The organism is Streptomyces sp. NBC_00080 (assembly GCF_045041255.1).
Lineage (GTDB): Bacteria > Actinomycetota > Actinomycetes > Streptomycetales > Streptomycetaceae > Streptomyces > Streptomyces coriariae.
In genome coordinates this window covers 3,602,336-3,626,909 of sequence record NZ_CP108235.1, presented here as the reverse complement: position 1 = coordinate 3,626,909, position 24,574 = coordinate 3,602,336, and the positions used below count along the sequence as shown (strand labels likewise).

Sequence of the window (24,574 nt, the reverse complement as noted above, 5' to 3'; positions counted from 1 at the left end):
GGGGCCCTTTCGGCGTGCGTGGGTCGGCGGGCTACTTCAGCTTGGCGACCTGCGCGTCGACCACGGCCGCCGGGACGGCGCCCATGTCGCCGCCCTTCGACATCGCGGCGAAGTTCACCGTGTAGAACGAGGCGACGGTGTTGCCCTTGCGCACCACCTGGGTGTGGAAGGTGGCCGTGCCCGCGCCGTCCATGTCGACGTCCGCGGCGAAGGTCACCGCCTCGTCACCCTTCGCGGCGCCCTTCTCCGCGACCACCTTGGTGACCTTGGTGGTCTCACCCTCGGCCGTCAGGCCGTACCCGCCGGCACAGGCCGTCACGCCGTCGGAGACGGCCTTCATGGCCTTCTCGGCGCCGTCGCCCTCGTACGAGGAGAGACCCACGAACGTCATGTCGACGTCGAAGGCGTCCGCGATGTCCTCCGGCTGCACGGTGGCACCCGACGTCTTGTCCTCCGAGACCGTGTTGCTGGCGTTCGCGTCCGTGTCGCCCGGGGCGAGAGCGGCCGTGGCCCAGGCGAGCGGGTCGCAGGCCGGCTTGTCGGTCTTCACCTGGGACTTGGAGGCCGGCAGGGTGTCGTCGCCCGAGTCGGCCTTGTAGCCCTTGAGTTCGCCCTGTGCGAGCAGCAGTTTCTCCAGCTCGGCCTTGGTGAGCGCCTTCGCGGCCGGAGCCGACGAGGAGGAACCGGCGGACGAGGAGGCGGAGGCCTTGGAGTCCGCGGAGTCCTTCGACCCGTCGTCCGAACAAGCGGTGAGGAGGGAGAGCGACAGTGCGCCTATTGCGGCGGTGGCGCACAGCCGTGCCCCCGGTGATCTCTTCATGGGCGAACTATGAAGAACCTGTCAAAGAACAGTCAAGTTCATTCAAAAACCCAGACGTTCCCGGCGAACGGAATAAACCACGAATCCCGCACCGAGCGCGAGAAGCGTGGTGCCGCCGACGACGTAGGGGGTCGTGTCGAAGCTGCCGGTGTCGGCGAGCCGGGTGCCGTCGTCGACCGTTGTGCCGGTCACCGTGTCGGCCGCTGTATCGGCTGCCGTCCTGGCTGTCGTCCCGGCGGTGCCGTCGGCGGCGGTGTCGGCGGCGGTGTCGGTCGTGGTCGTCGACGCGGCCCGTGCCTGGGTCGTGATCTGCGTCGTCGTGCCCGTTCTCGCCGGGGTGTCCTGGGACGCGTTCGCGGACGGGACGAACCACAGGGCACCCAGCAGGGTCCCCGCGGCGGTGGCGGTCAGCAACGGACGTCGAGCGGATGACACGGAATATCGATCCCCTTGTGGCGCTGGCGAATTGGCCGTGTGGTCCGATGCTAATGAAAGTCGCGGGTCGCGGGAAAGTTGCGGGAGCTGTGAGCCGTACGCTCCGGCCATGAGCACTGAAGAGACATCACGTTTTGTGCGGATCAGAGTGGATATTCTCCTCGAGGTGCACGACGAGAACGCCGTGGCGACCGCGGCACTGCGGCGGATCGCCGACGACGCGGAGCTCCCGGACGCCGAGCGCGCGCACGCCGAGGGGGCTGTGACGGAGGACACGGCGGAGGCGCTCGCCTATCTCGTCGACCCGTTCGACCTGGTCGGTGAGGTGCCCGGGGTGGAGCTCCAGCAGGCCTCCTGGTCCAGTGAACGGATCGACTACGACCCGGATTCGCCGGAGTGGGACCTCGACGAGGATGATGTCGACGAGGATGACGAGGCGGACGGCGAAGAGGGGCGCATCGGCTGAGCGTTCCGGGAAACTCGTCACCCCGGACGGCAACCGCCGACCGGGGTTTCGTCGTCTCACCAGGCGCACGAACCGACACCCGCATCATCCACGCCATGAACGTGGCGTGCCCCACACCTTCGGGAATGTGGAACGAGGGGAACCGGTCGTAGCGTTGATGTTCTTGACGGGGACTCTCTGGGTTCTGGCAATCGGCAACGATGGAGAAGCGTGTGATGACGGACAGTAGGCGGCGCCGAGGTCTGATGACCGCGTCCGCACTGCTCGGCGGTGTTCTGGTGCTCTCTGCGTGTTCCGGCGGCGACAATGACGCCTCCGACGGCGGAGGCAGCTCCTCGCAGGCCAAGGCCGACGAGGCGGCGGCCAAGAAGTCCTCCGAGGCCCAGATCAAGATCACGCCCGCGGACGGCTCGGACAACGCCTCCATCAACAACTCCGCGGCGGTCACGGTCAGCAAGGGCACGCTCACCACGGTGACGATGACCACCTCCGACGGCACGGCCGTCGAGGGCGCGCTCTCCGCCGACAAGACCAGCTGGAAGCCGAACACCCAGCTCGAGCGCTCCACCACCTACAAGGTGGCGGCCGAGGCGAAGGACTCCGGCGGCCTCGTGGCGCACGAGAACGCCTCCTTCACCACGGTCTCCCCGGACAACAGCTTCATAGGCAACTTCACGCCGGAGAACGGTTCGACCGTCGGCGTGGGCATGCCGGTGTCGATCAACTTCAACAAGGAGATCACCAACAAGGCGGCCGTGCAGAAGGGCGTCACGGTCACCTCCACCAGCGGTCAGGAGGTCGTCTGCCACTGGTTCTCCACCCAGCGCATGGACTGCCGTCCCGAGGACTACTGGAAGGAGAACTCCACCGTCACGCTGAAGCTCGCGCTCGACGGGGTGGAGGGCGCCGACGGTGTCATCGGTGTCCAGCAGAAGACGGTCACCTTCAAGGTCGGCCGCAACCAGGTCTCCTACGTCGACGCGAAGACCAAGCAGATGAAGATCACGCACAACGGCGCGGTCATCAAGACGATCCCGATCTCCGCCGGCTCGCCCGACAACAAGACGTACGAGGGCCAGATGGTGATGTCGGAGAAGTTCAAGGAGACGCGCATGAACGGCGCGACCGTGGGCTTCACCGATGACGACGGCAAGGGCGAGTACGACATCAAGGACGTGCCGCACGCCATCCGCCTCACCAACTCCGGCACCTTCGTGCACGGCAACTACTGGGGCGCGAAGTCCATCTTCGGCTCGGTGAACACCAGCCACGGCTGCGTGGGTCTGTCCGACACCAAGGGCGCCAACGACTCGGGTACGGCGGGCTACTGGTTCTACACCAACTCCATCGTCGGCGACGTCGTGGTGGTCAAGAACACCGGCGACAAGACCGTGTCCCCGGACAACGGCCTCAACGGCTGGAACATGGACTGGGCCCAGTGGAAGGCGGGTTCGGCCGTCTGAGGTAGCTCCTGACGGTCGATCCGACAGTCCACCCACAGCTTTCCGGTGCCGCCCCCAGGGGCGGCACCGGTGTTTCCGGGGTTGATCACAGCCTTCTCATCGTTCTCTTATTTCGGCCTTATCCCTTCATCACGCGCGGTACCTACCGTGCGGCCATGTTCTTCACCTACCTGAGGCGCGAACTGCGCCGCCGTAGAAAAGCGGCCCTCGTCGTCGCCTCCGGGCTCGCGCTGGGTATCGCGCTGGTCATCGTGGTCACCTCCGTGTCCTCCGGCATGGGGAAGGCCCAGGACAAGGTCCTCCAGTCCCTGTACGGACTGGGTACGGACATGACGGTCACCAAGGCCGCCTCGCCCACCGCGAGCGCCTCGGACCGGCCGCGCTTCCAGTTCGACGCGCAGGACGACGACTCCGACGCGGAGCAGAGCACCGACCGCGTCATGGTGCAGGGCTTCCAGACCCTGTCGACCGCGACCGTCACCAAGGTCGGCAAGCAGGGCGGTGTCTCCGACGCGGTCGGCGGACTGAGCCTCCAGGTCCTCAAGGTCGACGGCCAGTTCACCCGCGGCCAGTTCCAGCAGAACGACAACGCGGGCGGCGCCGGCGGCCAGCAGGGCGGCGGCGCCGGCGGCAACGGCGGCGGCAACGGCCAGCCGCAGGGTGAAGTGCGGGGCGGCGGAGCCAACTTCGACGTCAACAGCTACTCCGTCTACGGCACCGACGTCACCGAGCCCGCGCTCGGCCCGCTGACCTCCTCGACGATCACCAGCGGCCGCACCTTCAAGACCACGGAGAACAACGGCAAGGTAGCCGTCCTCGACTCGGCGTACGCCAAGGAGAAGTCGCTCAAGGTCGGTTCCACGCTGACCATCAGCAAGGTCAAGTTCTCGGTGATCGGCATCGCCACGGCCGACAGCGGTGACGCCGCCGCCAACGTCTACCTTCCGCTGACCCAGGCTCAGACCCTCAGCGACTCGAAGGACAAGGTCACCACGATCTACGTCAAGGCGACCGACTCCCAGAAGATCGACAGCGTCAAGTCGACGATCCAGAAGAACGTCTCGGGCACCACGGTGACGACCTCCGCCGACCTCGCGGACACCGTCTCCGGCTCCCTCTCCACGGCCTCCTCGCTCGCCACCAACGTCGGCAAGTGGCTGTCCATCGCGGTCCTCATCGCCGCCTTCCTGGTCGCCGGTCTGCTCACCTCCTCGGCGGTCTCCCGCCGCGTCCGTGAGTTCGGCACGCTGAAGGCGCTGGGCTGGAAGTCCGGCCGGGTCACCCGGCAGGTCGTCGGCGAGGCCATGGTCAACGGTCTGCTGGGCGGCGCCCTGGGCATCGCCCTGGGCCTGGGCGGCGCATACGTCGTGACCGCCATCAGCCCCACCCTGCAGGCCCAGTTGGGCGGCGGCGGTGGCGGCGGGGGACAGGGCGGTCCCGGCGGCGGTGGCGGCGGCTTCGGCGGTCCCGGTCGCCAGGCGGCGGCCAAGACCCTCGACGTGGCGCTGACGGCGCCGGTGAGCGTCACGACGGTGGCCGTCGCGGTGGGTCTCGCCGTGGCCGGCGGTCTGATCGCCGGGGCGTTCGGCGGCTGGCGCGCCTCCCGGCTGCGCCCGGCCGACGCGCTGCGCCGCGTCGAGTAGCCGAACCGCCTCCAACCAACGAACGCACACCAGGAGTTGTTGTCCCCATGTACGAACTCAGAGGCGTCACCAAGCGCTACAGCCGGGGCAAGGAGACGGTCCACGCCCTCGCCGGGGTCGACCTGACCATCCCGGACGGCGACCGGCTCGTCATCCAGGGCCCCACCGGCGGCGGCAAGTCCACGCTGCTCCAGATGATCGGCGCGCTCGACCGGCCGTCCGAGGGCGAGATCGTCCTCGACGGCGTCGACCTGGCCAAGCTCTCCGAGGCCAGGCTCACGAAGGTGCGCAGCGAGAACATCGGCTTCGTCTTCCAGTCCTTCAACCTCATCCCGACGCTCAACGCGCAGGAGAACGTCGAGACCGCGCTCGTCCCGCTCGGCGTGAAGGTCAAGGAGCGGCGCGAACGGGCCGCCGAGGCGCTGAAGTCCGTCGGCCTGGGAGAGCGCCTCGGGCACCTGCCGTCCGAGATGTCCGGCGGCCAGCAGCAGCGCGTCGCGATCGCCCGCGCCCTGGTCAAGCAGCCGAAGGTGCTGCTCGCCGACGAGCCCACCGGCAACCTCGACGAGAGCATGCGCGACGAGATCATGGACGTGCTGCACACCATGTGGAAGGAGCACGGGCTCACCTTCATCATGGTCACCCACGACTCCTCGATCGCGAAGAAGGCCCCGCGCGTGGCGACGATCCGCAAGGGCAAGATCACGGTGAAGGAGAACGCGGCGTCGGCCTGACGGGGCCGCGGGACGCCGGTTCGCTGAGCGCTGAGCGAACGCCCGCCGGAAGACAAGCCTCCGGCGGGCCGTTCGTGCTTGCGTGGCCCCATGACGGCACCCGAGACAAGCACGCCCCGCACCACGGTCGAGTACATCCGGTACCGGATCCCCGAGGAGCGGTCCGCGGAGTTCCTGGCCGCGTACACCCGAGCCGCGCGTGAACTCGCGGCCTCCCCGCACTGCGTCGACTACGAACTCGCCCGCTGCGAGGAGGACTTCGGCCACTACATCCTGCGGATCACCTGGACGTCGACCGAAGACCACCTCGAGGGCTTCCGCACCTCGGACCTGTTCCCCGCCTTCCTCGCGGAGATCCGCCCGTACGTCGGGCACATCGACGAGATGCGGCACTACAAGGCCACCTCGGTGCACGGGAGGGGCTCCGCCGTGCCCACGCTGTACGACTGGGCGGGCGGCGCGGAGGCCTTCGCCCGGCTCACCGAGGCCTTCTACACCATGGTGCTCCGGGACGACCTGCTCGCGCCGGTCTTCGCGGGCCTCGCCCCCGAGCACGCCGAGCACGTCGCGCTCTGGCTCGCGGAGGTCTTCGGCGGGCCGCAGAGCTACTCGGCGACCCAGGGCGGCCACAGCCACATGGTGGCCAAGCACTTCGGGCGGGACATCACCGAGCCCCAGCGTCGCCGCTGGGTCGACCTCATCCAGGACGCGGCCGACGAGGCAGGTCTGCCGACCGACGCCGAGTTCCGTTCGGCGTTCCTCGCCTATGTGGAGTGGGGCACCCGGCTCGCCGTCCACTTCTCCGGCCCGGACGCCAAGCCGCCGGCCGAGCAGCCGGTGCCGCAGTGGGGATGGGGCGCGGCTCCGCCGTACCAGGGCTGACGGCCGCCCCGAGGGGGGAGGGGCGGCCAGGGGAGGGCGGCTCTCAAACGGACGGAGTCTGGGAGCCGGCCCCCGCCCGCGTCGCGTCCGCGCCCCAGCTCGCCAGCAGCCGCAGCGCCTCCGCCGAGGCCGACCCCGGATCCGCGTGATACGTCACCATCGTCTGTTCGCCGTCGCCCATCAGCCTGAACCCCTCGAAGTTCAGGGAGAGTTCGCCGACCAGCGGATGCCTCAGCAGCTTCACGCCGTGGCTCTTCTCCTTGACGTCGTGGGTCGCCCACAGCCGCCGGAAGTCCTCGCTCTTCACCGACAACTGGCCCACCAGCGCGGAGAGCCGCGGGTCGTCCGGATAGCAGCCCGCGTCCATGCGCAGGGCGCAGACGATGTCGATCGCCTTCTGCTCCCAGTCCACGAAGAGGTCCCGGTAGTCGGGGCGCAGGAAGACCAGCCGGGCCCAGTTGCGCTCCGCCACCGGCAGCTCCGCCCAGTCGCCGAAGACGGCCGCCGCCATCCGGTTCCAGCCCAGGATCTCGGTGCGCCGCCCGATGAGGTACGCCGGCACCGAGTCCATCGCGTCCAGCAGCTGCCGCAGCGGGCCCCGCACCTGCTGCGGCGGCGCGCTCTGCTTCTTCTTGTGCTTGGGCTTCGCCAGGTGGGTGAGATGCGCGTGCTCGGCGTCGGAGAGCCGCAGCGCCCTGGCGATGGAGTCCAGCACCTCCGCCGACACGTTCCGCCCGTTGCCCTGCTCCAGGCGCGTGTAGTACGCCACCGAGACCCCGGCCAGCTGCGCCAGCTCCTCGCGCCGCAGCCCCGGCACCCTGCGGTGCCGCCCGAAGTCCGGCAGCCCCACGTCCTCCGGCTTCAGCCTGGCGCGCCGGGTGCGCAGGAACTCGCTGAGCTCGGCACGCCGGTCCAGGGGGGTGCCGGGAGGTTCGGGGTGTTCGTCCATGCCGTCCAGTATTCCCGGTCGTACGCACACCAGCCTGACCCCGCCAGTGGTAGGCACAGCAGACGTACGCAGAGGTGTGACCTGGGTGAATGTTGTGCGATGGGGCAGGCTGAACGTCGTACCCGGCCGGAAGGCAGGCCGGAACACGACCCCCCGCTAGGAGATCCAGGGCATGACCACCGTTGCCGCGTACGCCGCACCCTCCGCCAAGGCTCCCCTGGAGCGCACGACGATCGAACGCCGCGCGGTGCGCGAGTTCGACGTCCTCATCGACATCGAGTTCGCCGGAATCTGTCACTCGGACATCCACCAGGCCCGGGAGGGCTGGGGCGAGGCGATCTTCCCGATGGTGCCCGGTCACGAGATCGCGGGCGTCGTCTCCGAGGTGGGCCCCGGTGTCACCCGGTTCGCCGTCGGCGACCGCGTGGGTGTCGGCTGCCTCGTCGACTCCTGCCGTGAGTGCGACAACTGCAAGGCCGGCCTGGAGCAGTACTGCACCGGCGGCAGCGTCGGTACGTACAACGCCGTCGGCAAGGACGGCGAGCCCACCTACGGCGGCTACGCGCAGAAGATCGTCGTGGACGAGAACTACGTCGTCCGCATCCCCGACGGCCTCTCGCTCGACGTCGCCGCGCCGCTGCTCTGCGCCGGCATCACCACGTACTCCCCGCTGAAGCACTGGAACGCCGGCCCCGGCAAGAAGGTCGCGATTCTCGGCATGGGCGGCCTCGGCCACATGGGCGTCAAGATCGCGCACGCCCTCGGCGCCGAGGTGACCGTCCTGTCCCAGTCGCTGCGCAAGAAGGACGACGGCCTGAAGCTGGGCGCCGCCCACTACTACGCCACCAGCGACGAGAACACCTTCAAGGAGCTGAAGGGCAGCTTCGACCTCATCCTCTCCACGGTCTCCGCCCCGCTGAACCTGGACGCCTACCTCTCCCTCCTCAAGACCGACGGCGCCTTCGTGAACGTCGGCGCGCCCGAGGAGCCCGTCGCCCTCAACCTGTTCTCGGTGATAGGCGGCCGCAAGACCCTCGCCGGCTCCGGCATCGGCGGCATCCAGGAGACCCAGGAGATGCTGGACTTCTGCGCCGAGCACGGCTTCGGCGCCGAGATCGAGCTGATCAGCGCCGACCAGATCAACGAGGCGTACGAGCGGGTCCTCGCCAGCGACGTCCGCTACCGCTTCGTGATCGACACGTCGACGATCTGACGGTCCCCGCGGACCTCGTGACGGACCTCGCGGACTCGTGAGGTCTCCGTCGACCTCGTGACGGACCTCGTCGACCTCGGGCGGTCCCCGCGGCCTCCCGACCGTGAGAGGGCCCCCGGCGCATCGCGCCGGGGGCCCTCCTCGTCACCGGACGGGCGCCGGACGCCTCACTGGCTCCGTCGGTCCCTCCCCGGCGGCCACAGCGGATACGGTCCGCCCACCAGCGCGGTCAGCGCGCCCACCGGGATCTCCAGCGCGCAGGGTGCACCACACCCCGGCCGACGGGACGTAGGTCCGGCCGGAACGGGCGGCGAGACCGGGCGCGGCTTCCGCCGTCAGCCCGATCTCCGTCCGCGGCAGCCGCAGGCATCGCACGGCGAGGGCGTCCGGTCAGGACACGGGAAACGACTCGCCGTCGCCGTAGGAGCGGACGAGGACTCCGCCGCCCGGGGCGGGACGCACGGAATGGGCCCGGCCCAGCCCGGCCACCCGCGCGCGGCCGTCACCACCCTCGCCCCCGACCTCCAGCAGCGTGTTCTCGTCGATGGCCACCCCGTGCGCCAGCCGGCCGTCCGCCACGACGGCCGCCAGCCGCCCCAACGTCCCCCACTGCGCGGCATGGTTGTCCACCCCGAACGGCACGAGCCCCAGTCCGGGCCGCACATCGAGATCCTCGAGATCCTCCGCGGTGTCCGGCGGACACACGGCGACCCCGTTCACCAGCCACCCCCCGACCACCGCGTCCCGCGCCGCCATCGCGGCTCCCGCGGAGAATCCGGCGTACGGCAGTCCGCGCTCGCGAAGCAGGGCGGACAGCGGACCGGAGGACTCGGCGAGCGCCTCCTGATACGCGGGCGTCAGCCCACCGCAGACGAACACCCCGGCCACGTCCTCGGTCACCGTGCCGACCTCGAACCGCTCCCCGACCGGCACCAGCACCGGCACGGGCGTACAGTCCCCGGCCTTCCGCAACGCGACGTCGTACCGGGCGAACTGCTCGGCCCCGTCGCCCTCGTCGACGATCACACAGAGGACGCGGGGCGCCGACCCGGCGGAGCCGGATCCCGACGCCCCCGACGCCTCCGAGGCGGCGCGGGCCGCGCGCAGGAACGGCCCGTGCACGACGTCGGCGACCGTCTCCTCCCACCCGCCGCCGATCAGGAACACCCGGCCACCACTGCTCTTCGTACCGCTGCTCACGCGCACTTCCCCCCAGGGTTCATGGCTCATGGACGACTCGGGCAAGTAACTCACGAAGGGCGACCGGTCCGGCCGGTTCGCGCCTCAGCCACCGGCCCGGAGCCCCTGGAGACCGTCGTAGGCGGCCATCACGAGGTCCAGCCCCCGGGTGTCCTGTGCCGGTTCGCGCATCTGATTCGTCACGTAGGCCACCACCGCGCGGGCCTCGGGGTCGATCATGACCGTCGAGCCGCCCCAACCGCCCCACCCGTAGGTGCCGCCGAACCGTCCGTAGCCCAGACCCCAGCTGATCGGCATGCCCAGGACGCGGTCCTCGCCGCTGAACTGCTCCTCCCAGGCCCGGTCACAGCCCGCCGGGGACAGCAGCCGCACCCCGCGCACGGAGCCCCCGCAGGCCATCGCCGACTGGACGAGGGCCACCGAGCGGGCGTTGCCGAAGCCGCTCGCCGCCGGGATCTGCGCCCGCCGCCAGGCCACGCTGTTGCCGTCGCGGAGCCGGATCGCGGTCGGGGTGGCCGTCACGGTCCGGGCCACGTCGCTGCGGGCCGCGCCCGCCGTGTAGTCCTCGTCCCGGGACGGCGGCGGGACCGTGAGTGCCACTCGGTGATCATGCTCGGCCGGCAGCCCCATGCGGAAGTCCGCGCCCAGCGGTCCGGCGATCTCGTCGGCGAAGAACTCACCCGGGCTCCGGCCGGTGATCCGGCGCAGGACCTCGCCCACGAGGAACCCCTGGGTGAGCGAGTGGTACCCGGCCGCGCTGCCCGGCTCCCACTGCGGAGCCTGCGCGGCCAGTCGCGCCGTCGCGGCCGGCCAGTCGTAGATGTCCGCCACCGGGCCGTCCCAGTCGGGCAGTCCGGCGGTGTGCGAGAGCAGGTGCCTTACCAGCACCGCCTCCTTGCCCGCAGCCGCGAACTCCGGCCAGTACCGGGCCACCGGCGCGTCCGGATCCAGCTCGCCCCGGTCTGCCAGAACCAGCGCGCACAGCGCCGTCATCGTCTTCGTGACGGACCAGACGTTGACGATCGTGTCCCGCTGCCAGGGGACACCGCGCGCCGCGTCGGCGAACCCGCCCCAGACGTCCACCACCGGCTCGCCGTCCACGAAGACGGCCACCGAGCCGCCGAGATCCCCGCCGTCCAGCAGCGCGGCCAGCGCGGTGGGCACGGCGGTGAACAGATCGTCGTACGAGCCCTGGATGTCAGCCATGCCCGTCATTGAGCCCCCACGGGTCGGCCGGAGGCAACCGAATTCCGACGCCGACAGGTGCTACCGGCCGGGCCCGCCCACCGGGGCCCGGGGCTCTCCGGGCGGGGAGTCCTGTGCGCCCATGTCCAGCCGGAACGGCGGGTACGCGTCGGTCATCAGCGCCGCGTAGGCGCCCACCCGCGCGACCCAGCGGGCCAGGCCGAGCAGGAAGTCGAAGAGGTGCACCGGATAACGGCCGGTGAAGGCCAGGATGATCACGGCGACGAAGGAGAGGAAGAAGACGAGCCCGCCCCCGTGCCACTGGTCCGTCCCGCCCCAGCCCCAGCCCCAGTCGCCGACGAACATCCCCACGACGATGTACTGCGGGATGGCCAGCAGCCACCACTTCACCAGCACCAGACCGCGCGACAGCCGCTCGGGATAGACGACGTCGAAATGCGCCGGGTAGTCGGCCACCTCGGCGAGGGTGAACGGCGGGTACCGGTCGGTACCGAGCGCGGCGTGGGCGTAGTAGGCGACCCGCCAGTTCCAGCGCATCACACCGACGTTGAAGTCGAAGAGCGCCCGCGGATACCGGGCCGTGAACAGGATCGCGAAGAACGCGACGACGGTCACGAAGGAGAACGCGATCCACAGGAAGAAGAGCACGATGTAGTGCGGGATGGCGAGGAACCACTTCACCAGCCACATCCATCTGGACAGCCGCGGATCGAGAAACGCCTCGATCCGCACAGGAGACACGGCGACCGGAATCATAGGGACCAGCTCAGTTCCCGGATCATGATTCCAGGCTCGCACACCGCAGGAAGGGCCGCGACCGGACTGTTTCGCTCACCCGAACCCGCCGGCAGGGGGCCTGGGCGCTGTGCCGAGGGGGGAGGGTGGCGAGCGGGGTCACGGGGTGGGTTCGGGTTGGGTTCGGGTTGGGTTCGGCGGTCTCACAGCGGCTGCTTGTCGGTGGGCTTACTCAGGCCGAGTTGAGTAGGTGCGCTCATGCCCGGCGGGTGGCCGGGCGGCGAGCATCGGTGCAGCGGCGCGGGGTCCTGTGCGCCGGCCCGATGCAGCTGACTCAGTCACGGAGAATCCCATGTCCCGTCGTCGTACCGTCCTGTCCGTTGCCGCCGGTGTCGTCGTTCTCGGTGCCGCCGGTGCCTTCGCTTTCGCCCACGCCGGGGAGCAGCCTCCCGCGCTGGCGGACAGTACTGCCCGCTACACCGTGCCCGACGGCGACCGCGACGGCTCGCTGACCTTCGTCACCGATGTCACGGCGTCCTCCGGGGTCAAGAGCGTGAAGGTGCTGGCATGGCCGGAGAACTCGCCCTTCGCCGAGAAGCAGCTGACCGACAAGGACATGGCCGCGGCGGAGCCGGCCGTCTGCGAGCCCTCCGGGGAGGACACCGTGCGCTGCACCTACACCGCCGAGGTCACCGCTTCCGACGCCGAGGCGTCCCCGCGAGGCCTGTGGCACATCGCGGTCCTGGCCACCGCCCAGGACGGCACCACGACCCTGAACACCGAGGCCTCCGACTTCACCGTCAGGTAGACCGGCGCGCAGAGGACCGAGGGCGGGAGTGAGCACGGGAGTGGCGGAGTCCACATCATCACCCCTGACGAGGGCGTGGATCGCGTGGGCGAGCGGGGTCACGTCGCGGATGGCGACCGTCCACTCGTCCGCGTAACGTCGTACGGCCTCACCGGAGAGCCCCAGTTGCAAGGACCGGTACGGCAGCGGCCGGAGGCACAGGTCCCGCTCGGGGTCCCACTGCACACGAGCGGGCGCACGCGTCAACCGATGCTGCCAGGTCGCTCGGTCGGCGTGCACTCCGGGTACGTAGCTCGAAAGACACGCGTGCCGCAGAGCCCACTCGAAGCCCTCCCGGCTGATCTCGACCGCGAGAACGGTCAGTGTTGAGCGACGCTGCCATCGGTGTGCTCAGGGGCGCGGGTCCACAGAGATACGTCACTGCTCGTCGCGACGGCGATGGTCTCCCCTGAAGGAGAGAAGCCGAAGGCTCGCAGTTCCGAGTAAGTGGAGTGGAAGATGTGCCACCACTGCTCTCCGTACGGGCCGGAGTGGGGAATTCCGCCGTCGACCGAGAGCAGCACACGATCGTTCGGCCAGGCCGGTGTGACGGCCTCCAGGGTCCAGCCGTCCTCGGTCGTGGTGTGCAACCCCCCGCCGAAGAGCCCTGCGATGTGTACGCGGCTGTCGGCGATCGGTCCCAGTCCGGGGCAAGTCAGGTCGGCGACCGCGTCGGGGGTGCTGTCCTCGGGATCGGGGTCGCGGTCCCTGGCGATCTTCTCACCGGTGACGGCATCGAAGAGACCGTGACCGTCGTGCGAGACGACCATGACCAGGTCACGGCCGTTCTCGGGGTGCGACGCGAAGCCGATCCCGAGGAGTCCACCGACAGGGACGCCGTACTCGTACTCGAAGACAGGACGCCAGGGTGCGGGCGCGGGAACGACAGAGGCAGCGAGCAATCGGTCTCGTAGTGCCCGCTGGTAAGCGGAGATTCTCGGTTCACTGACGGATTGCTCCACTGGATCTGCTCTCTTGATCTCCTTCGTCACCTCTTCATGATCTCGCTCCAGGCGGATACCGCGCGGAGCCGGGCAGTTGAGAGGATCACGGCATGGCAACCTCCAACGACCATCCCCCCGATGGCTGGGCCTTCCTTGGCGTCGGAGACCCGTTCCTGGTTGTCCACGACGAACAGCGCGGCCTTCTGGCCGTGGCAGGAACGGATGCACACGACAGAGCTACGCCGGTCGCGGTCCACAACAGCCGTTCCTTCGTCCGCCGCGCGCTCATTCGCTCACGCTTCCCCGTGCACGCACTGGCCTTCCACCCCCGGAGTCCGCTGCTCGCGATAGGCACCGGCCGGTATGACGGTGGCTACTTCTTCGAGGGGGAGCTACTACTTCTGCACCTGAAAACAGGGGCGGTCGCTTCTCTCATCGAGAACGGGTTCGGCCGTCAGGTTCTGGGGCTGGAGTGGCTCGACGAACGGTCGCTGCGTGTCCTCGTCGCACCGCCGGACGACTGGCAGGACGAAGCGGCGCACGAGAACGGACACGTCGCCGTGGTGGACCGGGTCGACTGGACCGCCGTCCCCGCCCGGTCGCTCAGCGGTCGGGACCTGGCCGGCCCAAGGACCTTCGCACCGCGACCCGAGCCCCGCGAGGCAGTGCAACGAGCGGTCGCCACACTGCGATCCCTCTGGCAAGCCCAACGAGTCGAATCTTCGGGAGACCTATGAAGGTCCCTCGACGCCACCGCGACGGCAGGAGGCCCCATGGTCACGGATGGAGTCTGCGAACGCGGCTTGATGACTCACGTCGTCCTGTCCCGCTTCCACACGGTCGGGAAACGGCCGTCGCGGACGGCGGGCAGGCCGATTTCCGGGGAGTGCGCCTGGTAGACGGTGATCGTGGACTCCGTGTGAGCCGCACGGATGCCGTGTCGCGGTTGTTCCATGGCGTACAGCGTGGGGTGGGCTGGGCCGGTGCGGGCGGCCACTGATTTTCGAACCGCGGTTCACTGCGCCCCGGTCGGGCAGGAAACCCTGAAGGCGTGGATACGCAGCCCTAGGACGGGACGGGGGCGTCGGCGGCGGCGTCCGATGTGTCGGTGCCCGGAGGGGACGGCTCTCGGAGCTGCTCGCGCCCGTAGTTCCAGACCACCGCGATCAGCGCGGCGATCGGCACCGCGAGCAGACTGCCCACGATGCCGGCCAGACTGCCGCCCAACGTCACCGCCAGCAGAATCACGGCCGCGTGGAGGCCGAGCCCACGGCTTTGGATCATGGGCTGGAACACGTTGCCCTCGAGCTGCTGCACCACGACGATGATGGCCAGCACGATCAGCGCGTCCGTCAGGCCGTTGGAGACCAGCGCGATGAGAACCGCGACGAGACCGGCGAACAGGGCGCCGATGATCGGCACGAACGCGGAGACGAAGGTCAGCACCGCCAGCGGGAGCACCAGCGGTACCCCCACGATCCACAGGCCCAGGCCGATCAGGACGGCGTCGAGCAGACCGACGGCCGCCTGGGAACGCACGAACGCTCCCAGGGTGTCCCAGCCGCGCGCGGCCACGGCCGGGACGTCGGTGGCGAGCCGACCGGGCAGCTGACGGGCAAGCCACGGCAGGAACCGCGGGCCGTCCTTGAGGAAGAAGAACATCAGGAAGAGGGCCAGGACGGCAGTGACCAAGCCGTTCACCACGGTGCTCACTCCCGTGACGACAGCGCCGACCATGCTGCCGAGACCGTCCTGCGCGCGGGAGACCGCGGTGTCGAAGGCCTTGTTGATCTGGGCGTCACCGATGTTCAACGGCGGCCCGGCGGCCCACTCGCGCAACTTCTGGATGCCTTCGACCACGCCGTCGGTCAGCTCACCGGACTGGGATGCCACCGGTACCGCGATCAGCGCCACGACGCCGACGGCGACCAGGAGGAAGAGCACCGTCACGACCGATGCGGCGAGGGAGGGTTTCCACCCGCGACGAAGCAGGAAACGGGTCGGTGGCCAGGTCAGCGTGGTCAGCAGCAGGCCGACCACGAGCGGCCAGACGACCGACCACATCCGGCCCAGGATCCACAAGGCCACCGCGAGCATCAGAAGTATGAGCAGCAGCTCGGCGGAGGCACGCGCCGTCGTGCGGAGCGCGGCGCGGGCTCTTGTGGAACTCAACGGGGCAGTCACGGATGCACCCTACGGGTACGCAAGTCATACCGGAACCGCTGCTCACAGTGTGCGCACCGCTGGCACACGAGAGCCGTCGAGCGGGGAAAGCACCCCCGGTTTCGGGCGGGCCATCCGTCCGCGGATGCCGCAGCCGGGAGCGCGGCCCCGCCCGAACCGGGCGTCCTGTCAGACCTGTCCGACAGTGTCAGCCGGCCTTGTACGTGCTGAAGATGTACAGCGCCGCTTCGATCTGTGCTCTCGTTCGGGCCTCGGCTTCCCCGGTGAGCCGGACGAAGACGACCGACGCGTCCGGTTCGGCCGCGACCAGCAAGGTCAGCGGTACCCGCCCCGACAGCGGGTAGTCGTACCAGCCGTCGGGCCTCTCCGCGTCCGTCGCCGGGAGGGCGTTCTCGATGGCCTGCCAGTCCGAGTCGTCGAAGCGGTAGCCCGAGAACTCCGCGACCGATTCGCAGAACGGTCGCAGATTGTCTTCGAGGATCCAGTGTCCGTCGGCGGACGAGTAAGGGCCCGAGCGCTCACCCGTCGGCCCTTGCCCCCCGCTCACCCGTCGGCCCCCGCCACGCCGATCGGGCAGGACACACCGGTCCCGCCGATACCGCAGTACCCGCCCGGGGTCTTGGCGAGGTACTGCTGGTGGTAGGTCTCGGCCGGGTAGAACGGGCGGTTCGCGGCCGGGAGGATCTCTGTGGTGATCGGGCCGTGGCCCGCGCTGGTGAGGGCCCGTCGGTACGACGTGCGGGAGGACTCGGCTGTTGTCACCTGGGCCGGGGAGTGGGTGTAGATCGCGGAGCGGTACTGGGTGCCGACGTCGTTGCCCTGGCGGAAGCCCTGGGTGGGGTCGTGGGACTCCCAGAACGTCTTCAGGAGGCGCTCGTAGGAGATCACCACAGGGTCGAAGACCACGCGGACGACCTCCGTGTGGGCGGTCAGGCCCGAGCAGACCTCCTCGTAGGTGGGGTACTCGGTGTGGCCGCCCTGGTAGCCGACCACGGTTGTCCACACACCTGCCGGCAGCTGCCAGAACGTGCGCTCCGCGCCCCAGAAGCAGCCCAGGCCGAAGTCGGCGACCTCGAGGCCCTCGGGGTAGGGGCCGAGGAGCCGGTTGCCGAGGACGGTGTGGCGGTCGAGGACGGAGTACACCGGTGCCGGACGGCCTTGCAGAGCCTGCTCGGGCGTCAGGAGCCGGGGTGTGTGGCTGTGCGGGAGCATGCGGTCTCCAGGGGCGTTGAGGGTCCGTGGGGGTCAACATGCATACGGCCCATCGGATTCCGGCCTGCCGCAGCCCCTTCCGCCTCAGCCACTCCCGCCTCGGCCGGCCGCCCGGCGCCGTGCCCCAGCTGCTCGCCTCGCCGGCTGCCCCGCATCCCGGACAGTCCGCCCGGTCGCCACGGAATGGCCCGGGTCAGTGCGGCAGGGTTGCCGGGCTGCCGCCGTTCGCCTCGTAGCCCGCCACCGCCAGTGCCCGGTAGACCGCGAATTCGCCGGCCGGGTCGGGGGACAGGGTCCACGGGAGGGCGCCCACGTGGCCGTCCACGTGTATGAGCTGGTTCATCGCCTCCGACCAGCGTTCGGCGCGCACCAGGAAGAAGATCAGCAGATGACGGACGTGCGCCAGCATCGGGTCGTCGGGACGGGCCGCGTGCACCGCGAACAGCGCGCCGTGCATCGCCTTCGTCACGACCTCGCTCTGGTAGAAGCCGCTGACCAGGTTCACCTCGGGGAGGTGCTCGAAGACCGCGAACAGCGGCATGGCCGCGAGGAGGGAGCCCTGGGGGGCTCGCGCGGCCGCCGCCTCCGCGAACGCGTTCGCCAGTTCGCGCGAGCCGTGCCACTTCTCGCACCAGTAGTGCAGGGCCGCCAGATGCGCTCCCATGTGCGCCGGGGCGCGGTCCAGGATCTTCAGCCAGAGCTGCTCGAACTCCTTCTGCTCGTACTGAAGCCCGCGGGCCACCGACAACTCGACGATGTACGGGACCGGGTCACCGGGGGAGAGCAGTGCCGCCTGACCGCAGGCGTCCTTCGCCTCCTCCATGATGATCCGGAAGTCGTCCGTGCCCCGCGTCGACGTCCGCCACGCCTGCTGCACCAGGAACTCGGCGTGCACCGCCGCGCCGCCCGCGTCCTTCGGCGCCTCCGTGCGCCACACCCGCAGCCACTGCCCGCCCGGCGTCTCGCTGACCCCGCCCGGCCGCTGCTGGAGCTCCAGTGCCGCCGCGCCCGCGAAGGCCTGCACGCGCTGCCAGCGCAGCTCGCCCGCCGTCTCCGTGCCGGCCAGCAGTTGCTGTGCGGCCCGGTAGTCCTGCGTGTGCTGCACCACGTCCAGGACGTCCAGCAGGTCCTGGTCGGGGCCGGGCATGCGGATGTCCAGTTCCTCCGTGCGCACGAACCCGTAGGTCTCGGGGTCCGCGGCGTCCGGGTGGCCCGCCGGGACCTGCTCGACCATGCCGCGCCTGCGCCGCAGGAACGGCAGCAGCACGAAGCTGATCATGAGCAGCGCCATCAGGACGAACAGAATCTCCATGTCTCAAGCGAACCAGACCGCGCCGACAATTGGCCAACCCACCCCCACACCTGTGGAAAAACGTCGGGGGAGGGCCGTCCTGCGCCGTCCGCCCCCGCCCACGCGCTCCCGCCGTCCCGCAGCAGGCCCGTGAGCGGACTACGCTCGGTCCTCATGAGCGACAGGCACATCAGTCAGCACTTCGAGACCCTCGCGATCCACGCGGGCAACACCGCCGATCCCCTCACCGGCGCGGTGGTCCCGCCGATCTACCAGGTCTCGACCTACAAGCAGGACGGCGTCGGCGGTCTGCGCGGCGGCTACGAGTACAGCCGCAGCGCCAACCCGACCAGGACCGCCCTGGAGGAGAACCTCGCCGCCCTCGAAGGCGGCCGCCGAGGTCTCGCGTTCGCTTCCGGACTGGCGGCCGAGGACTGCCTGTTGCGTACGCTGCTCAGCCCCGGTGACCACGTGGTGATCCCGAACGACGCCTACGGCGGCACGTTCCGGCTCTTCGCGAAGGTCGTCGCCCGCTGGGGTGTGGAGTGGTCGGTCGCCGACACCGGCGACGCCGCCGCCGTGCGGGCCGCGATCACCCCGAAGACCAAGGCGGTGTGGGTGGAGACCCCCTCCAACCCGCTCCTCGGCATCACCGACATCGCCGCCGTCGCCCAGGTCGCCCGGGAGGCGGGCGCGCGTCTCGTCGTCGACAACACCTTCGCCACGCCGTACCTTCAGCAGCCCCTGTCGCTCGGCGCGGACGTCGTGGTGCACTCCCTGACCAAGTACATGGGCGGTCACTCGGACGTCGTCGGCGGCGCGCTGGTCACCGGCGACGCGGAGCTGGGCGAGGAGCTGGCGTACCACCAGAACGCGATGGGCGCGGTCGCCGGGCCCTTCGACTCCTGGCTGGTGCTGCGCGGCGCCAAGACGCTGTCGGTGCGCATGGACCGGCACAGCGAGAACGCCACCAAGGTCGCCGACATGCTGACCCGGCACGCGCGCGTGACGAACGTGCTGTACCCGGGGCTGCCCGACCACCCCGGTCACGAGGTCGCGGCCAAGCAGATGCGGGCGTTCGGCGGCATGGTCTCCTTCCAGGTCGCCGGTGGTGAGGAGGCGGCCGTCGAGGTGTGCAACCGCGCCAAGGTGTTCACCCTCGGCGAGTCGCTGGGCGGCGTCGAGTCCCTGATCGAGCACCCGGGGCGCATGACGCACGCGTCCGTGGTCGGCTCGGCGCTGGAGGTCCCCGGTGATCTCGTCCGGCTCTCCGTCGGCATCGAGAACATCGACGACCTTCTCGGCGACCTGCAGCAGGCTCTCGGCTAGAGAGTCTGCCGCTGGAGAGCCGTCCGCCGGTCTTCGGGGTCACCAGCCGGTCAGCGGTGGAGTCGTCTGCGACGGCGGCTCCACCCACGGCTGGGCCACCACCGCCCAGATCGTGAACGCCAGCGTGGCCGCCAGCAGCAGCAGCCACAGCAGCCGCCGGGCGAGCGTCCGGCGGCGCAGTATCCGGCCGCCCCGGCGTACGACGTCCGCGTGGAGTTCCGTCGGTACGTGCGGCGCGGTCCGCTCCATGAGCTGCCGTACGGCGGCCTCCCGCTCGGGCCGGTTCACGACGCCGCCGCCTTTGCCCGGCGCACCGCGGGCGCCGGGCCCCGAGGCGGATGCAGAAGCGTCGCCGTCGCCCGGTCGCAGACCGTGCGGATCCGTTCCACCGGCAGGCCGAGCAGGGCCGCCACCTGTTCGTCGGCGACACCCTCGTAGAGCCTCAGGACCAGGACGAGGCGCTCCTGGGGGGTGAGTCCCGCCAGCGGACCGACGGGGGTGAGCGGCCGGCCGCGGCCGAGGGGCAGAGCGGTGTACCGGTGCCAGGCGCCGTGGGCGAAGCGGGTGGCCAGATGTTCGCGGGCCCGGTTGTAAGGGTCCTCGCCGTGCAGCCGGTCCCAGCAGGCGTACGTGTGCGCGAGGGCGAGCGTCAGCAGGCGCCGCGCGCGCGGGTTGTCGGCCGGGGCCTCCGCCGTGAGCAGTGTGGCGGCGTGCAGCAACCGCCCGCCCGCTCCGGCGACGAACGCTTCGAACTCCCGTGCCCGGCGGGCTTCCCGGGCCGTACGCCGCTCTCGCACACCGAGCCTCCCGCCTGACGGCGTCCCCCTGGAGGGCCATATGCCCCGGTCTCATATGAGGCCAGGGGTGGGCTTTCGGTCAAGAGCCGCGCACGGCCGTCGGAAAGTCGCCGCACGCGCGCGTGCGACCGGTTCAGGAGGCGGTCGACGACGTCTCCGCGCCCGGTACGCCCTGGGCCGCCATCCGGGAGGACAGCGCGGTGTTGAAGCGGGTGAGGAGATCGCAGAACGTCTCGCGCTCCTCCGGCGCCCAGTCGTCCGTCAACTCGGCCATCAACTGGCGCCGGGACGAACGTACTTCCTCCAGCCGGGACTGCCCGCGCGGGGACAGCTGGAGCACCACGGCCCGTCCGTCCTCGGGGTGCGAGGTCCGCTTGACCAGGCCGGTGTCGACGAGCGGAGCCACCTGCCGGGTGACGGTGGACGAGTCGATGCCCATGCTCGCGGCGAGTGCCTTGACGCCCATCGGGCCTTCCTTGTCGAGGCGGTTGAGCAGCAGGTATGCGGCGCGGTCCATGGAGTTGCGCACCTGCCCGACGCCGCCGAGCCGGGTCTGTTCGGCACGGCGGGCGAACACCGCGACCTCGTGCTGCAAGGTGTCGAGAAGACCGGTGTCACCGACGGTCGTCATGTCCATCGACATTTCAGGTGTTGTGGGCATGGCCGGGGGCTCACTTCATGAAGGGGCTGCTGGAATGGGGGACAGAGTACGCGGCTGGAAGGCGGGTCGTACCGACGCTGCGGAAACCGGTCTCGGAGGTTGGTCACAGAGGTCGTGGCCGCCTGTGAACTGCGATGCTGGAGTCATGAGCTACCGCACGGCTGACTCCTTGCGTCCCGTCACCCTCGACGATGTGCGCGGGGCCCAGAAGATGCTGTCGGGTGTGGCGCGGACGACCGCGATGGAGGGCAGCAGGCACCTGTCCCAGCTGGTCGGGGCGCCGGTGCACTTCAAGTGCGAGAACCTCCAGCGCACGGGGTCGTTCAAGCTGCGCGGCGCGTACGTGCGGATCGCCGGGCTGCTGCCGGAGGAGCGGGCCGCCGGGGTGGTCGCGGCGAGCGCGGGCAACCACGCGCAGGGTGTGGCGCTGGCCTCGACGGTGCTGGGTGTGCGCTCCACGGTGTTCATGCCCCAGGGCGCTCCGCTGCCGAAGATCAGCGCCACCCGGGAGTACGGCGCCGAGGTGCGTCTGCACGGTCAGGTGGTCGACGAGACGCTGGCCGCGGCGCAGGAGTACGCGGCGGAGACGGGTGCGGTCTTCATCCATCCCTTCGACCACCCCGACATCATCGCGGGTCAGGGCACGGTCGGCCTGGAGATCCTGGAGCAGTGTCCGGAGGTGCGCACGATCGTCGTCGGGATCGGCGGTGGCGGGCTGGCGGCGGGCATCGCGGTGGCGGTGAAGGCGCTGCGGCCGGACGTGCGGATCGTCGGGGTGCAGGCGGCCGGGGCCGCGGCGTACCCGCCCTCGCTGGCGGCCGGGCGGCCGGTGTCGATCCGCACCCCGGCGACGATGGCCGACGGCATCAAGGTCGGCCGGCCCGGTGACGTGCCGTTCTCCATCGTCGGCGATCTGGTGGACGAGGTGCGCACGGTCACGGAGGACGAGCTGGCCGCGGCGCTGCTGCTCTGCCTGGAGCGGGCCAAGCTGGTCGTCGAGCCGGCCGGGGCGAGTCCGGTGGCCGCACTGCTCAGCGCGCCCGGTGCCTTCGAGGGCCCGGTCGTCGCGGTGCTGTCCGGCGGCAACGTCGATCCGGTGCTGATGGAGCGCGTCCTGCGGCACGGCATGGCGGCGCAGGGCCGCTACCTGGCCGTACGCCTGCGGCTGACGGACCGGCCGGGCGCCCTTGCCACGCTTCTGGGGACGTTGTCAGTGGTCGACGCTAACGTCTTGGACGTGAGCCATCTGCGGACCGACCCCCGGCTCGGGCTGACCGAGGCGGAGGTCGAGCTGCACCTGGAGACGAAGGGGCCGGAGCACTGCGCCGAGGTCGGCCGAGCCTTGCGCGAGGCCGGTTACACCGTCATCGACTGACGCCGACAGGGGCGTCGACCGAGGTCGAAGCCCCGGCCGGAACCCGTTCCGAGCGCGCCCGGAGCCCACCCGGAGCCCGCTTCGAGTCCCTTCGTCACTCGTTCGAGAAAGACCATTGTGAGACGCGATACATCGCGTTATGGTGTGTCTCGCGCCGCTCCCCTCACCTCTCATCGGGCGGAACGAAAAGTACCTACCTAGGCTTTCCGAAGAATCCTCAATGACGTGGAGACTGTTATGCCAGGTGCCATCTATGCCGAAGGCCTGGTGAAGACCTTCGGCGACGTAAAGGCTCTGGACGGCGTGGACCTGGACGTCCCGGAGGGCACGGTTCTGGGCCTGCTCGGGCCGAACGGAGCGGGCAAGACCACCACGGTCCGCTGTCTGACCACGCTCCTGCGCCCCGACCGCGGCCGGGCCGTGGTCGCCGGCCTCGACGTGCTCAAGCACCCCAACGAGGTCCGCCGCTCCATCGGTCTGTCCGGCCAGTTCGCGGCCGTCGACGAATACCTCACCGGCCGCGAGAACCTCCAGATGGTCGGCATGCTGTACCAGATGAAGGCGGGCGCGGCGAAGGCCCGGGCCGCCGAACTGCTCGACCAGTTCGGCCTCGCGGAAGCCGCCGACCGCACGGCCAAGACCTACTCCGGAGGCATGCGCCGTCGACTCGACCTGGCCGCGGCACTGGTCGTCTCGCCGCCCGTGATGTTCATGGACGAGCCGACGACCGGCCTCGACCCGCGCAACCGCCAGATGCTGTGGGAGGTGATCAAGCGTCTCGTCTCCGGCGGCACGACCCTGCTGCTCACCACCCAGTACCTCGAAGAGGCCGACCACCTCGCGCACGACATCGCGGTCGTCGACCACGGCCGGGTGATCGCCCGCGGCACCTCCGACCAGCTCAAGGCTCGCACCGGCGGAGAGCGCGTGGAGGTCGTGGTGCACGACCGCGAACACATCGCCACGGCCGCGGAGGTGCTGGCCGGCTTCGGCAAGGGCGAGACCACCGTCGAGCAGCACACCCGCAGGCTCACCGTGCCCGTCGCCGGCGGCGCCAAGCTCCTCGCCGAGGTCATCCGCGAGCTCGACGGCCGAGGCATCGAGATCGACGACATCGGCCTGCGCCGCCCCACCCTCGACGACGTCTTCCTGTCCCTGACGGGACACGTCGCCGAGACGAAGGCCGAGGAGAGCGAAGAGGACCGACGGGACGCCCCGCGCGGTAAGAGCGGCCAGAGCGGCCAGAGCGAGAGGGAGACCGTCAAATGAGTGCCGTCACCGACGCCGTGCGCGGCGCGGCGCCCAAGCCCGCCCACCCGCTGGGACAGTCCGTCCGCGACTCACTGGTCATCGCGAAGCGCAACCTGATCCGGATGTCCCGCATCCCGGAGATGGTCATCTTCGGGCTCATCCAGCCGATCATGTTCGTGGTGCTGTTCACCTACGTGTTCGGCGGATCCATGCAGATCGGCGGCAGCACGAGCGCCACCGACTACACGAACTTCCTGATGGCGGGCATCTTCGCGCAGACCGTCACCTTCGCCACCGCCGGAGCCGGCGCGGGCATCGCCGACGACATGCACAAGGGCCTCATCGACCGCTTCCGGTCCCTGCCCATGGCGCGTGGCGCGGTGCTCACCGGCCGTACCCTCGCCGACCTCGTGCAGACGGCGCTCACCCTGCTCGTCCTGGCGGTGGTCGCCCTCCTGGTCGGCTGGCGGGTCGGCTCCGACGGCAACACCGACGCCGCCCGGGTCCTGGCCGCCTTCGGGCTGCTGCTCCTGCTCGGCTACGCGTTCACCTGGATCGGCGCCCTGATCGGCCTGAGCGTGCGCACCCCCGAGGCGGCCACCTCCGGCGGACTGATCTGGCTCTTCCCGGTGACCTTCATCTCCAACGCGTTCGTGGACACCAGCAACATGACGCCGTGGCTGCGTCACATCGCCGAGTGGAACCCGTTCAGTGCCACCGTCCAGGCCTGCCGGGTGCTCTTCGCCAACCCGGGCCAGTCGGCGTCCGACGCCTGGCCCATGCAGCACCCGGTCTGGGCCTCGCTGATCTACTCGGTGCTGATCGTCGTGATCTTCCGGACGCTGGCGGTCCGCAAGTACCGCTCGGCGACGGCCTGAGCGTTCCTGACATGACGAAGCCCCCGGCGGCGTGGGCGCCGGGGGCAGGTCACAGCGGG

Annotated in this window: 26 protein-coding genes and 2 pseudogenes; 12 read left to right on the top strand and 16 right to left on the bottom strand. The window is 70.1% G+C overall.

The window, feature by feature from the left end; all coding sequences use genetic code 11:
- Nucleotides 1-31 precede the first annotated feature (31 nt).
- Both OHU34_RS15940 and OHU34_RS15935 read right to left on the bottom strand, forming a co-directional pair.
- Entirely contained in the window at nt 32-820 is a 789-nt protein-coding gene (locus tag OHU34_RS15940) for a hypothetical protein (RefSeq protein WP_230194801.1), read from the bottom strand.
- 42 nt (nt 821-862) lie between these two features.
- Nucleotides 863-1,255: an LPXTG cell wall anchor domain-containing protein gene (locus tag OHU34_RS15935; RefSeq protein WP_405766882.1), complete on the bottom strand. Its 393-nt coding sequence runs from the start codon at nt 1,253-1,255 to the stop codon at nt 863-865.
- A 109-nt stretch (nt 1,256-1,364) separates the two neighbouring features.
- Here OHU34_RS15935 and OHU34_RS15930 point away from each other — a divergent pair, with 109 nt between their 5' ends.
- The 5 genes from OHU34_RS15930 (at nt 1,365) to OHU34_RS15910 (ending at nt 6,443) form a co-directional block, all read left to right on the top strand.
- Nucleotides 1,365-1,721 carry a hypothetical protein gene (locus tag OHU34_RS15930; protein ID WP_142265911.1) on the top strand — a complete coding sequence of 119 codons (357 nt, stop codon included), beginning with the start codon at nt 1,365-1,367 and terminating at the stop codon, nt 1,719-1,721.
- Nucleotides 1,722-1,936: 215 nt separating this feature from the next.
- The gene (locus OHU34_RS15925; RefSeq protein WP_230194799.1) at nt 1,937-3,184 is read left to right on the top strand and encodes an Ig-like domain-containing protein; all 1,248 of its coding nucleotides are present in this window, start codon (nt 1,937-1,939) and stop codon (nt 3,182-3,184) included.
- Between the two features lie 155 nt (nt 3,185-3,339).
- The gene (locus OHU34_RS15920) at nt 3,340-4,827 is read left to right on the top strand and encodes an ABC transporter permease (RefSeq protein WP_405766879.1); all 1,488 of its coding nucleotides are present in this window, start codon (nt 3,340-3,342) and stop codon (nt 4,825-4,827) included.
- 47 nt (nt 4,828-4,874) lie between these two features.
- Nucleotides 4,875-5,561 (top strand): ABC transporter ATP-binding protein, encoded by a 687-nt coding sequence (locus OHU34_RS15915; RefSeq protein WP_142265914.1) that lies wholly within the window; start codon nt 4,875-4,877, stop codon nt 5,559-5,561.
- A 90-nt stretch (nt 5,562-5,651) separates the two neighbouring features.
- Nucleotides 5,652-6,443: a group II truncated hemoglobin gene (locus OHU34_RS15910; protein ID WP_405766877.1), complete on the top strand. Its 792-nt coding sequence runs from the start codon at nt 5,652-5,654 to the stop codon at nt 6,441-6,443.
- A 43-nt stretch (nt 6,444-6,486) separates the two neighbouring features.
- Here the strand turns inward: OHU34_RS15910 and OHU34_RS15905 are convergent, their stop codons facing one another.
- Nucleotides 6,487-7,392: a helix-turn-helix domain-containing protein gene (locus tag OHU34_RS15905; protein WP_142265916.1), complete on the bottom strand. Its 906-nt coding sequence runs from the start codon at nt 7,390-7,392 to the stop codon at nt 6,487-6,489.
- 172 nt (nt 7,393-7,564) lie between these two features.
- Here OHU34_RS15905 and OHU34_RS15900 point away from each other — a divergent pair, with 172 nt between their 5' ends.
- Nucleotides 7,565-8,605: an NAD(P)-dependent alcohol dehydrogenase gene (locus OHU34_RS15900; RefSeq protein ID WP_142265917.1), complete on the top strand. Its 1,041-nt coding sequence runs from the start codon at nt 7,565-7,567 to the stop codon at nt 8,603-8,605.
- A gap of 390 nt (nt 8,606-8,995) precedes the next feature.
- Here OHU34_RS15900 and OHU34_RS15895 read toward each other — a convergent pair whose 3' ends face one another.
- The 3 genes from OHU34_RS15895 to OHU34_RS15885 form a co-directional block, all read right to left on the bottom strand.
- On the bottom strand, nt 8,996-9,805 hold the full coding sequence (locus tag OHU34_RS15895) for a hypothetical protein (protein WP_235034554.1): 810 nt from the start codon (nt 9,803-9,805) through the stop codon (nt 8,996-8,998).
- 84 nt (nt 9,806-9,889) lie between these two features.
- Nucleotides 9,890-11,011 (bottom strand): EstA family serine hydrolase, encoded by a 1,122-nt coding sequence (locus OHU34_RS15890; protein WP_020128111.1) that lies wholly within the window; start codon nt 11,009-11,011, stop codon nt 9,890-9,892.
- Between the two features lie 60 nt (nt 11,012-11,071).
- Nucleotides 11,072-11,767, bottom strand: a complete 696-nt coding sequence (locus OHU34_RS15885) for a DUF4389 domain-containing protein (RefSeq protein WP_405766873.1) — start codon at nt 11,765-11,767, stop codon at nt 11,072-11,074.
- Nucleotides 11,768-12,098: 331 nt separating this feature from the next.
- Between OHU34_RS15885 and OHU34_RS15880 the strand changes: the two genes are divergently transcribed.
- Nucleotides 12,099-12,554 carry a DUF5707 domain-containing protein gene (locus OHU34_RS15880; protein ID WP_142265919.1) on the top strand — a complete coding sequence of 152 codons (456 nt, stop codon included), beginning with the start codon at nt 12,099-12,101 and terminating at the stop codon, nt 12,552-12,554.
- Between the two features lie 30 nt (nt 12,555-12,584).
- On the opposite strand, the pseudogene OHU34_RS15875 reads toward OHU34_RS15880, so the two are convergent.
- Nucleotides 12,585-12,914: pseudogene (locus OHU34_RS15875) on the bottom strand (DUF4291 family protein); the annotation flags it as partial.
- On the bottom strand, nt 12,914-13,585 hold the full coding sequence (locus OHU34_RS15870; protein WP_142265920.1) for a hypothetical protein: 672 nt from the start codon (nt 13,583-13,585) through the stop codon (nt 12,914-12,916). The pseudogene OHU34_RS15875 and the gene OHU34_RS15870, both read right to left, overlap by 1 nt.
- Nucleotides 13,586-13,647: 62 nt before the next feature.
- Between OHU34_RS15870 and OHU34_RS15865 the strand changes: the two genes are divergently transcribed.
- Nucleotides 13,648-14,274 (top strand): hypothetical protein, encoded by a 627-nt coding sequence (locus OHU34_RS15865; protein WP_405766869.1) that lies wholly within the window; start codon nt 13,648-13,650, stop codon nt 14,272-14,274.
- 77 nt (nt 14,275-14,351) lie between these two features.
- Here OHU34_RS15865 and OHU34_RS15860 read toward each other — a convergent pair.
- The 5 genes and pseudogenes from OHU34_RS15860 to OHU34_RS15840 all read right to left on the bottom strand — a co-directional run.
- Nucleotides 14,352-14,492: pseudogene (locus OHU34_RS15860) on the bottom strand (DUF4291 family protein); the annotation flags it as partial.
- Between the two features lie 110 nt (nt 14,493-14,602).
- Nucleotides 14,603-15,721, bottom strand: coding sequence for an AI-2E family transporter (locus OHU34_RS15855; protein ID WP_405766866.1), 1,119 nt, complete (start codon nt 15,719-15,721; stop codon nt 14,603-14,605).
- Between the two features lie 187 nt (nt 15,722-15,908).
- The gene (locus OHU34_RS15850; RefSeq protein ID WP_142265926.1) at nt 15,909-16,268 is read right to left on the bottom strand and encodes a hypothetical protein; all 360 of its coding nucleotides are present in this window, start codon (nt 16,266-16,268) and stop codon (nt 15,909-15,911) included.
- A complete protein-coding gene (gene msrA / locus OHU34_RS15845) occupies nt 16,265-16,933 on the bottom strand; it encodes a peptide-methionine (S)-S-oxide reductase MsrA (protein ID WP_142265927.1) in 669 nt (222 codons plus the stop codon). The genes OHU34_RS15850 and msrA overlap by 4 nt, the downstream gene beginning before the upstream one ends.
- Before the next feature lie 193 nt (nt 16,934-17,126).
- Complete coding sequence (locus OHU34_RS15840; RefSeq protein ID WP_142265928.1) at nt 17,127-18,245, bottom strand: hypothetical protein; 1,119 nt, start codon at nt 18,243-18,245, stop codon at nt 17,127-17,129.
- Between the two features lie 153 nt (nt 18,246-18,398).
- On the opposite strand from OHU34_RS15840, the gene OHU34_RS15835 reads away from it, so the two are divergent.
- Nucleotides 18,399-19,553 carry a cystathionine gamma-synthase gene (locus OHU34_RS15835; RefSeq protein WP_020128098.1) on the top strand — a complete coding sequence of 385 codons (1,155 nt, stop codon included), beginning with the start codon at nt 18,399-18,401 and terminating at the stop codon, nt 19,551-19,553.
- Nucleotides 19,554-19,592: 39 nt separating this feature from the next.
- Here the strand turns inward: OHU34_RS15835 and OHU34_RS15830 are convergent, their stop codons facing one another.
- The 3 genes from OHU34_RS15830 to OHU34_RS15820 form a co-directional block, all read right to left on the bottom strand.
- A complete protein-coding gene (locus OHU34_RS15830) occupies nt 19,593-19,841 on the bottom strand; it encodes a hypothetical protein (protein WP_142265929.1) in 249 nt (82 codons plus the stop codon).
- Nucleotides 19,838-20,350, bottom strand: a complete 513-nt coding sequence (locus OHU34_RS15825; protein WP_142265930.1) for a sigma factor-like helix-turn-helix DNA-binding protein — start codon at nt 20,348-20,350, stop codon at nt 19,838-19,840. The genes OHU34_RS15830 and OHU34_RS15825 overlap by 4 nt, the downstream gene beginning before the upstream one ends.
- Before the next feature lie 133 nt (nt 20,351-20,483).
- Nucleotides 20,484-20,993: a MarR family winged helix-turn-helix transcriptional regulator gene (locus tag OHU34_RS15820; RefSeq protein ID WP_142265931.1), complete on the bottom strand. Its 510-nt coding sequence runs from the start codon at nt 20,991-20,993 to the stop codon at nt 20,484-20,486.
- A 163-nt stretch (nt 20,994-21,156) separates the two neighbouring features.
- On the opposite strand from OHU34_RS15820, the gene ilvA reads away from it, so the two are divergent.
- From ilvA to OHU34_RS15805, 3 genes are all read left to right on the top strand, one after another.
- A complete protein-coding gene (gene ilvA / locus OHU34_RS15815) occupies nt 21,157-22,386 on the top strand; it encodes a threonine ammonia-lyase (protein ID WP_142265932.1) in 1,230 nt (409 codons plus the stop codon).
- 237 nt (nt 22,387-22,623) lie between these two features.
- Nucleotides 22,624-23,655 (top strand): ATP-binding cassette domain-containing protein, encoded by a 1,032-nt coding sequence (locus tag OHU34_RS15810; RefSeq protein WP_142265933.1) that lies wholly within the window; start codon nt 22,624-22,626, stop codon nt 23,653-23,655.
- Entirely contained in the window at nt 23,652-24,515 is an 864-nt protein-coding gene (locus tag OHU34_RS15805; RefSeq protein ID WP_142265934.1) for an ABC transporter permease, read from the top strand. The genes OHU34_RS15810 and OHU34_RS15805 overlap by 4 nt, the downstream gene beginning before the upstream one ends.
- Nucleotides 24,516-24,574: the final 59 nt, after the last annotated feature.

Excerpts from the sequence above, each read along its gene's own strand:
- OHU34_RS15910 (WP_405766877.1), top strand. The coding sequence starts at position 5,652 with ATGACGGCACCCGAGACAAGCACGCCCCGCACCACGGTCGAGTACATC.
- OHU34_RS15940 (WP_230194801.1), bottom strand. The coding sequence starts at position 820 with ATGAAGAGATCACCGGGGGCACGGCTGTGCGCCACCGCCGCAATAGGC.
- OHU34_RS15805 (WP_142265934.1), top strand. The coding sequence starts at position 23,652 with ATGAGTGCCGTCACCGACGCCGTGCGCGGCGCGGCGCCCAAGCCCGCC.
- OHU34_RS15820 (WP_142265931.1), bottom strand. The coding sequence starts at position 20,993 with ATGTCGATGGACATGACGACCGTCGGTGACACCGGTCTTCTCGACACC.
- OHU34_RS15925 (WP_230194799.1), top strand. The coding sequence starts at position 1,937 with ATGACGGACAGTAGGCGGCGCCGAGGTCTGATGACCGCGTCCGCACTG.
- OHU34_RS15890 (WP_020128111.1), bottom strand. The coding sequence starts at position 11,011 with ATGGCTGACATCCAGGGCTCGTACGACGATCTGTTCACCGCCGTGCCC.
- msrA (WP_142265927.1), bottom strand. The coding sequence starts at position 16,933 with ATGCTCCCGCACAGCCACACACCCCGGCTCCTGACGCCCGAGCAGGCT.
- OHU34_RS15865 (WP_405766869.1), top strand. The coding sequence starts at position 13,648 with ATGGCAACCTCCAACGACCATCCCCCCGATGGCTGGGCCTTCCTTGGC.
- OHU34_RS15905 (WP_142265916.1), bottom strand. The coding sequence starts at position 7,392 with ATGGACGAACACCCCGAACCTCCCGGCACCCCCCTGGACCGGCGTGCC.
- OHU34_RS15840 (WP_142265928.1), bottom strand. The coding sequence starts at position 18,245 with ATGGAGATTCTGTTCGTCCTGATGGCGCTGCTCATGATCAGCTTCGTG.
- OHU34_RS15810 (WP_142265933.1), top strand. The coding sequence starts at position 22,624 with ATGCCAGGTGCCATCTATGCCGAAGGCCTGGTGAAGACCTTCGGCGAC.
- OHU34_RS15880 (WP_142265919.1), top strand. The coding sequence starts at position 12,099 with ATGTCCCGTCGTCGTACCGTCCTGTCCGTTGCCGCCGGTGTCGTCGTT.
- OHU34_RS15885 (WP_405766873.1), bottom strand. The coding sequence starts at position 11,767 with ATGATTCCGGTCGCCGTGTCTCCTGTGCGGATCGAGGCGTTTCTCGAT.
- OHU34_RS15835 (WP_020128098.1), top strand. The coding sequence starts at position 18,399 with ATGAGCGACAGGCACATCAGTCAGCACTTCGAGACCCTCGCGATCCAC.
- OHU34_RS15930 (WP_142265911.1), top strand. The coding sequence starts at position 1,365 with ATGAGCACTGAAGAGACATCACGTTTTGTGCGGATCAGAGTGGATATT.
- OHU34_RS15900 (WP_142265917.1), top strand. The coding sequence starts at position 7,565 with ATGACCACCGTTGCCGCGTACGCCGCACCCTCCGCCAAGGCTCCCCTG.
- OHU34_RS15920 (WP_405766879.1), top strand. The coding sequence starts at position 3,340 with ATGTTCTTCACCTACCTGAGGCGCGAACTGCGCCGCCGTAGAAAAGCG.
- ilvA (WP_142265932.1), top strand. The coding sequence starts at position 21,157 with ATGAGCTACCGCACGGCTGACTCCTTGCGTCCCGTCACCCTCGACGAT.
- OHU34_RS15915 (WP_142265914.1), top strand. The coding sequence starts at position 4,875 with ATGTACGAACTCAGAGGCGTCACCAAGCGCTACAGCCGGGGCAAGGAG.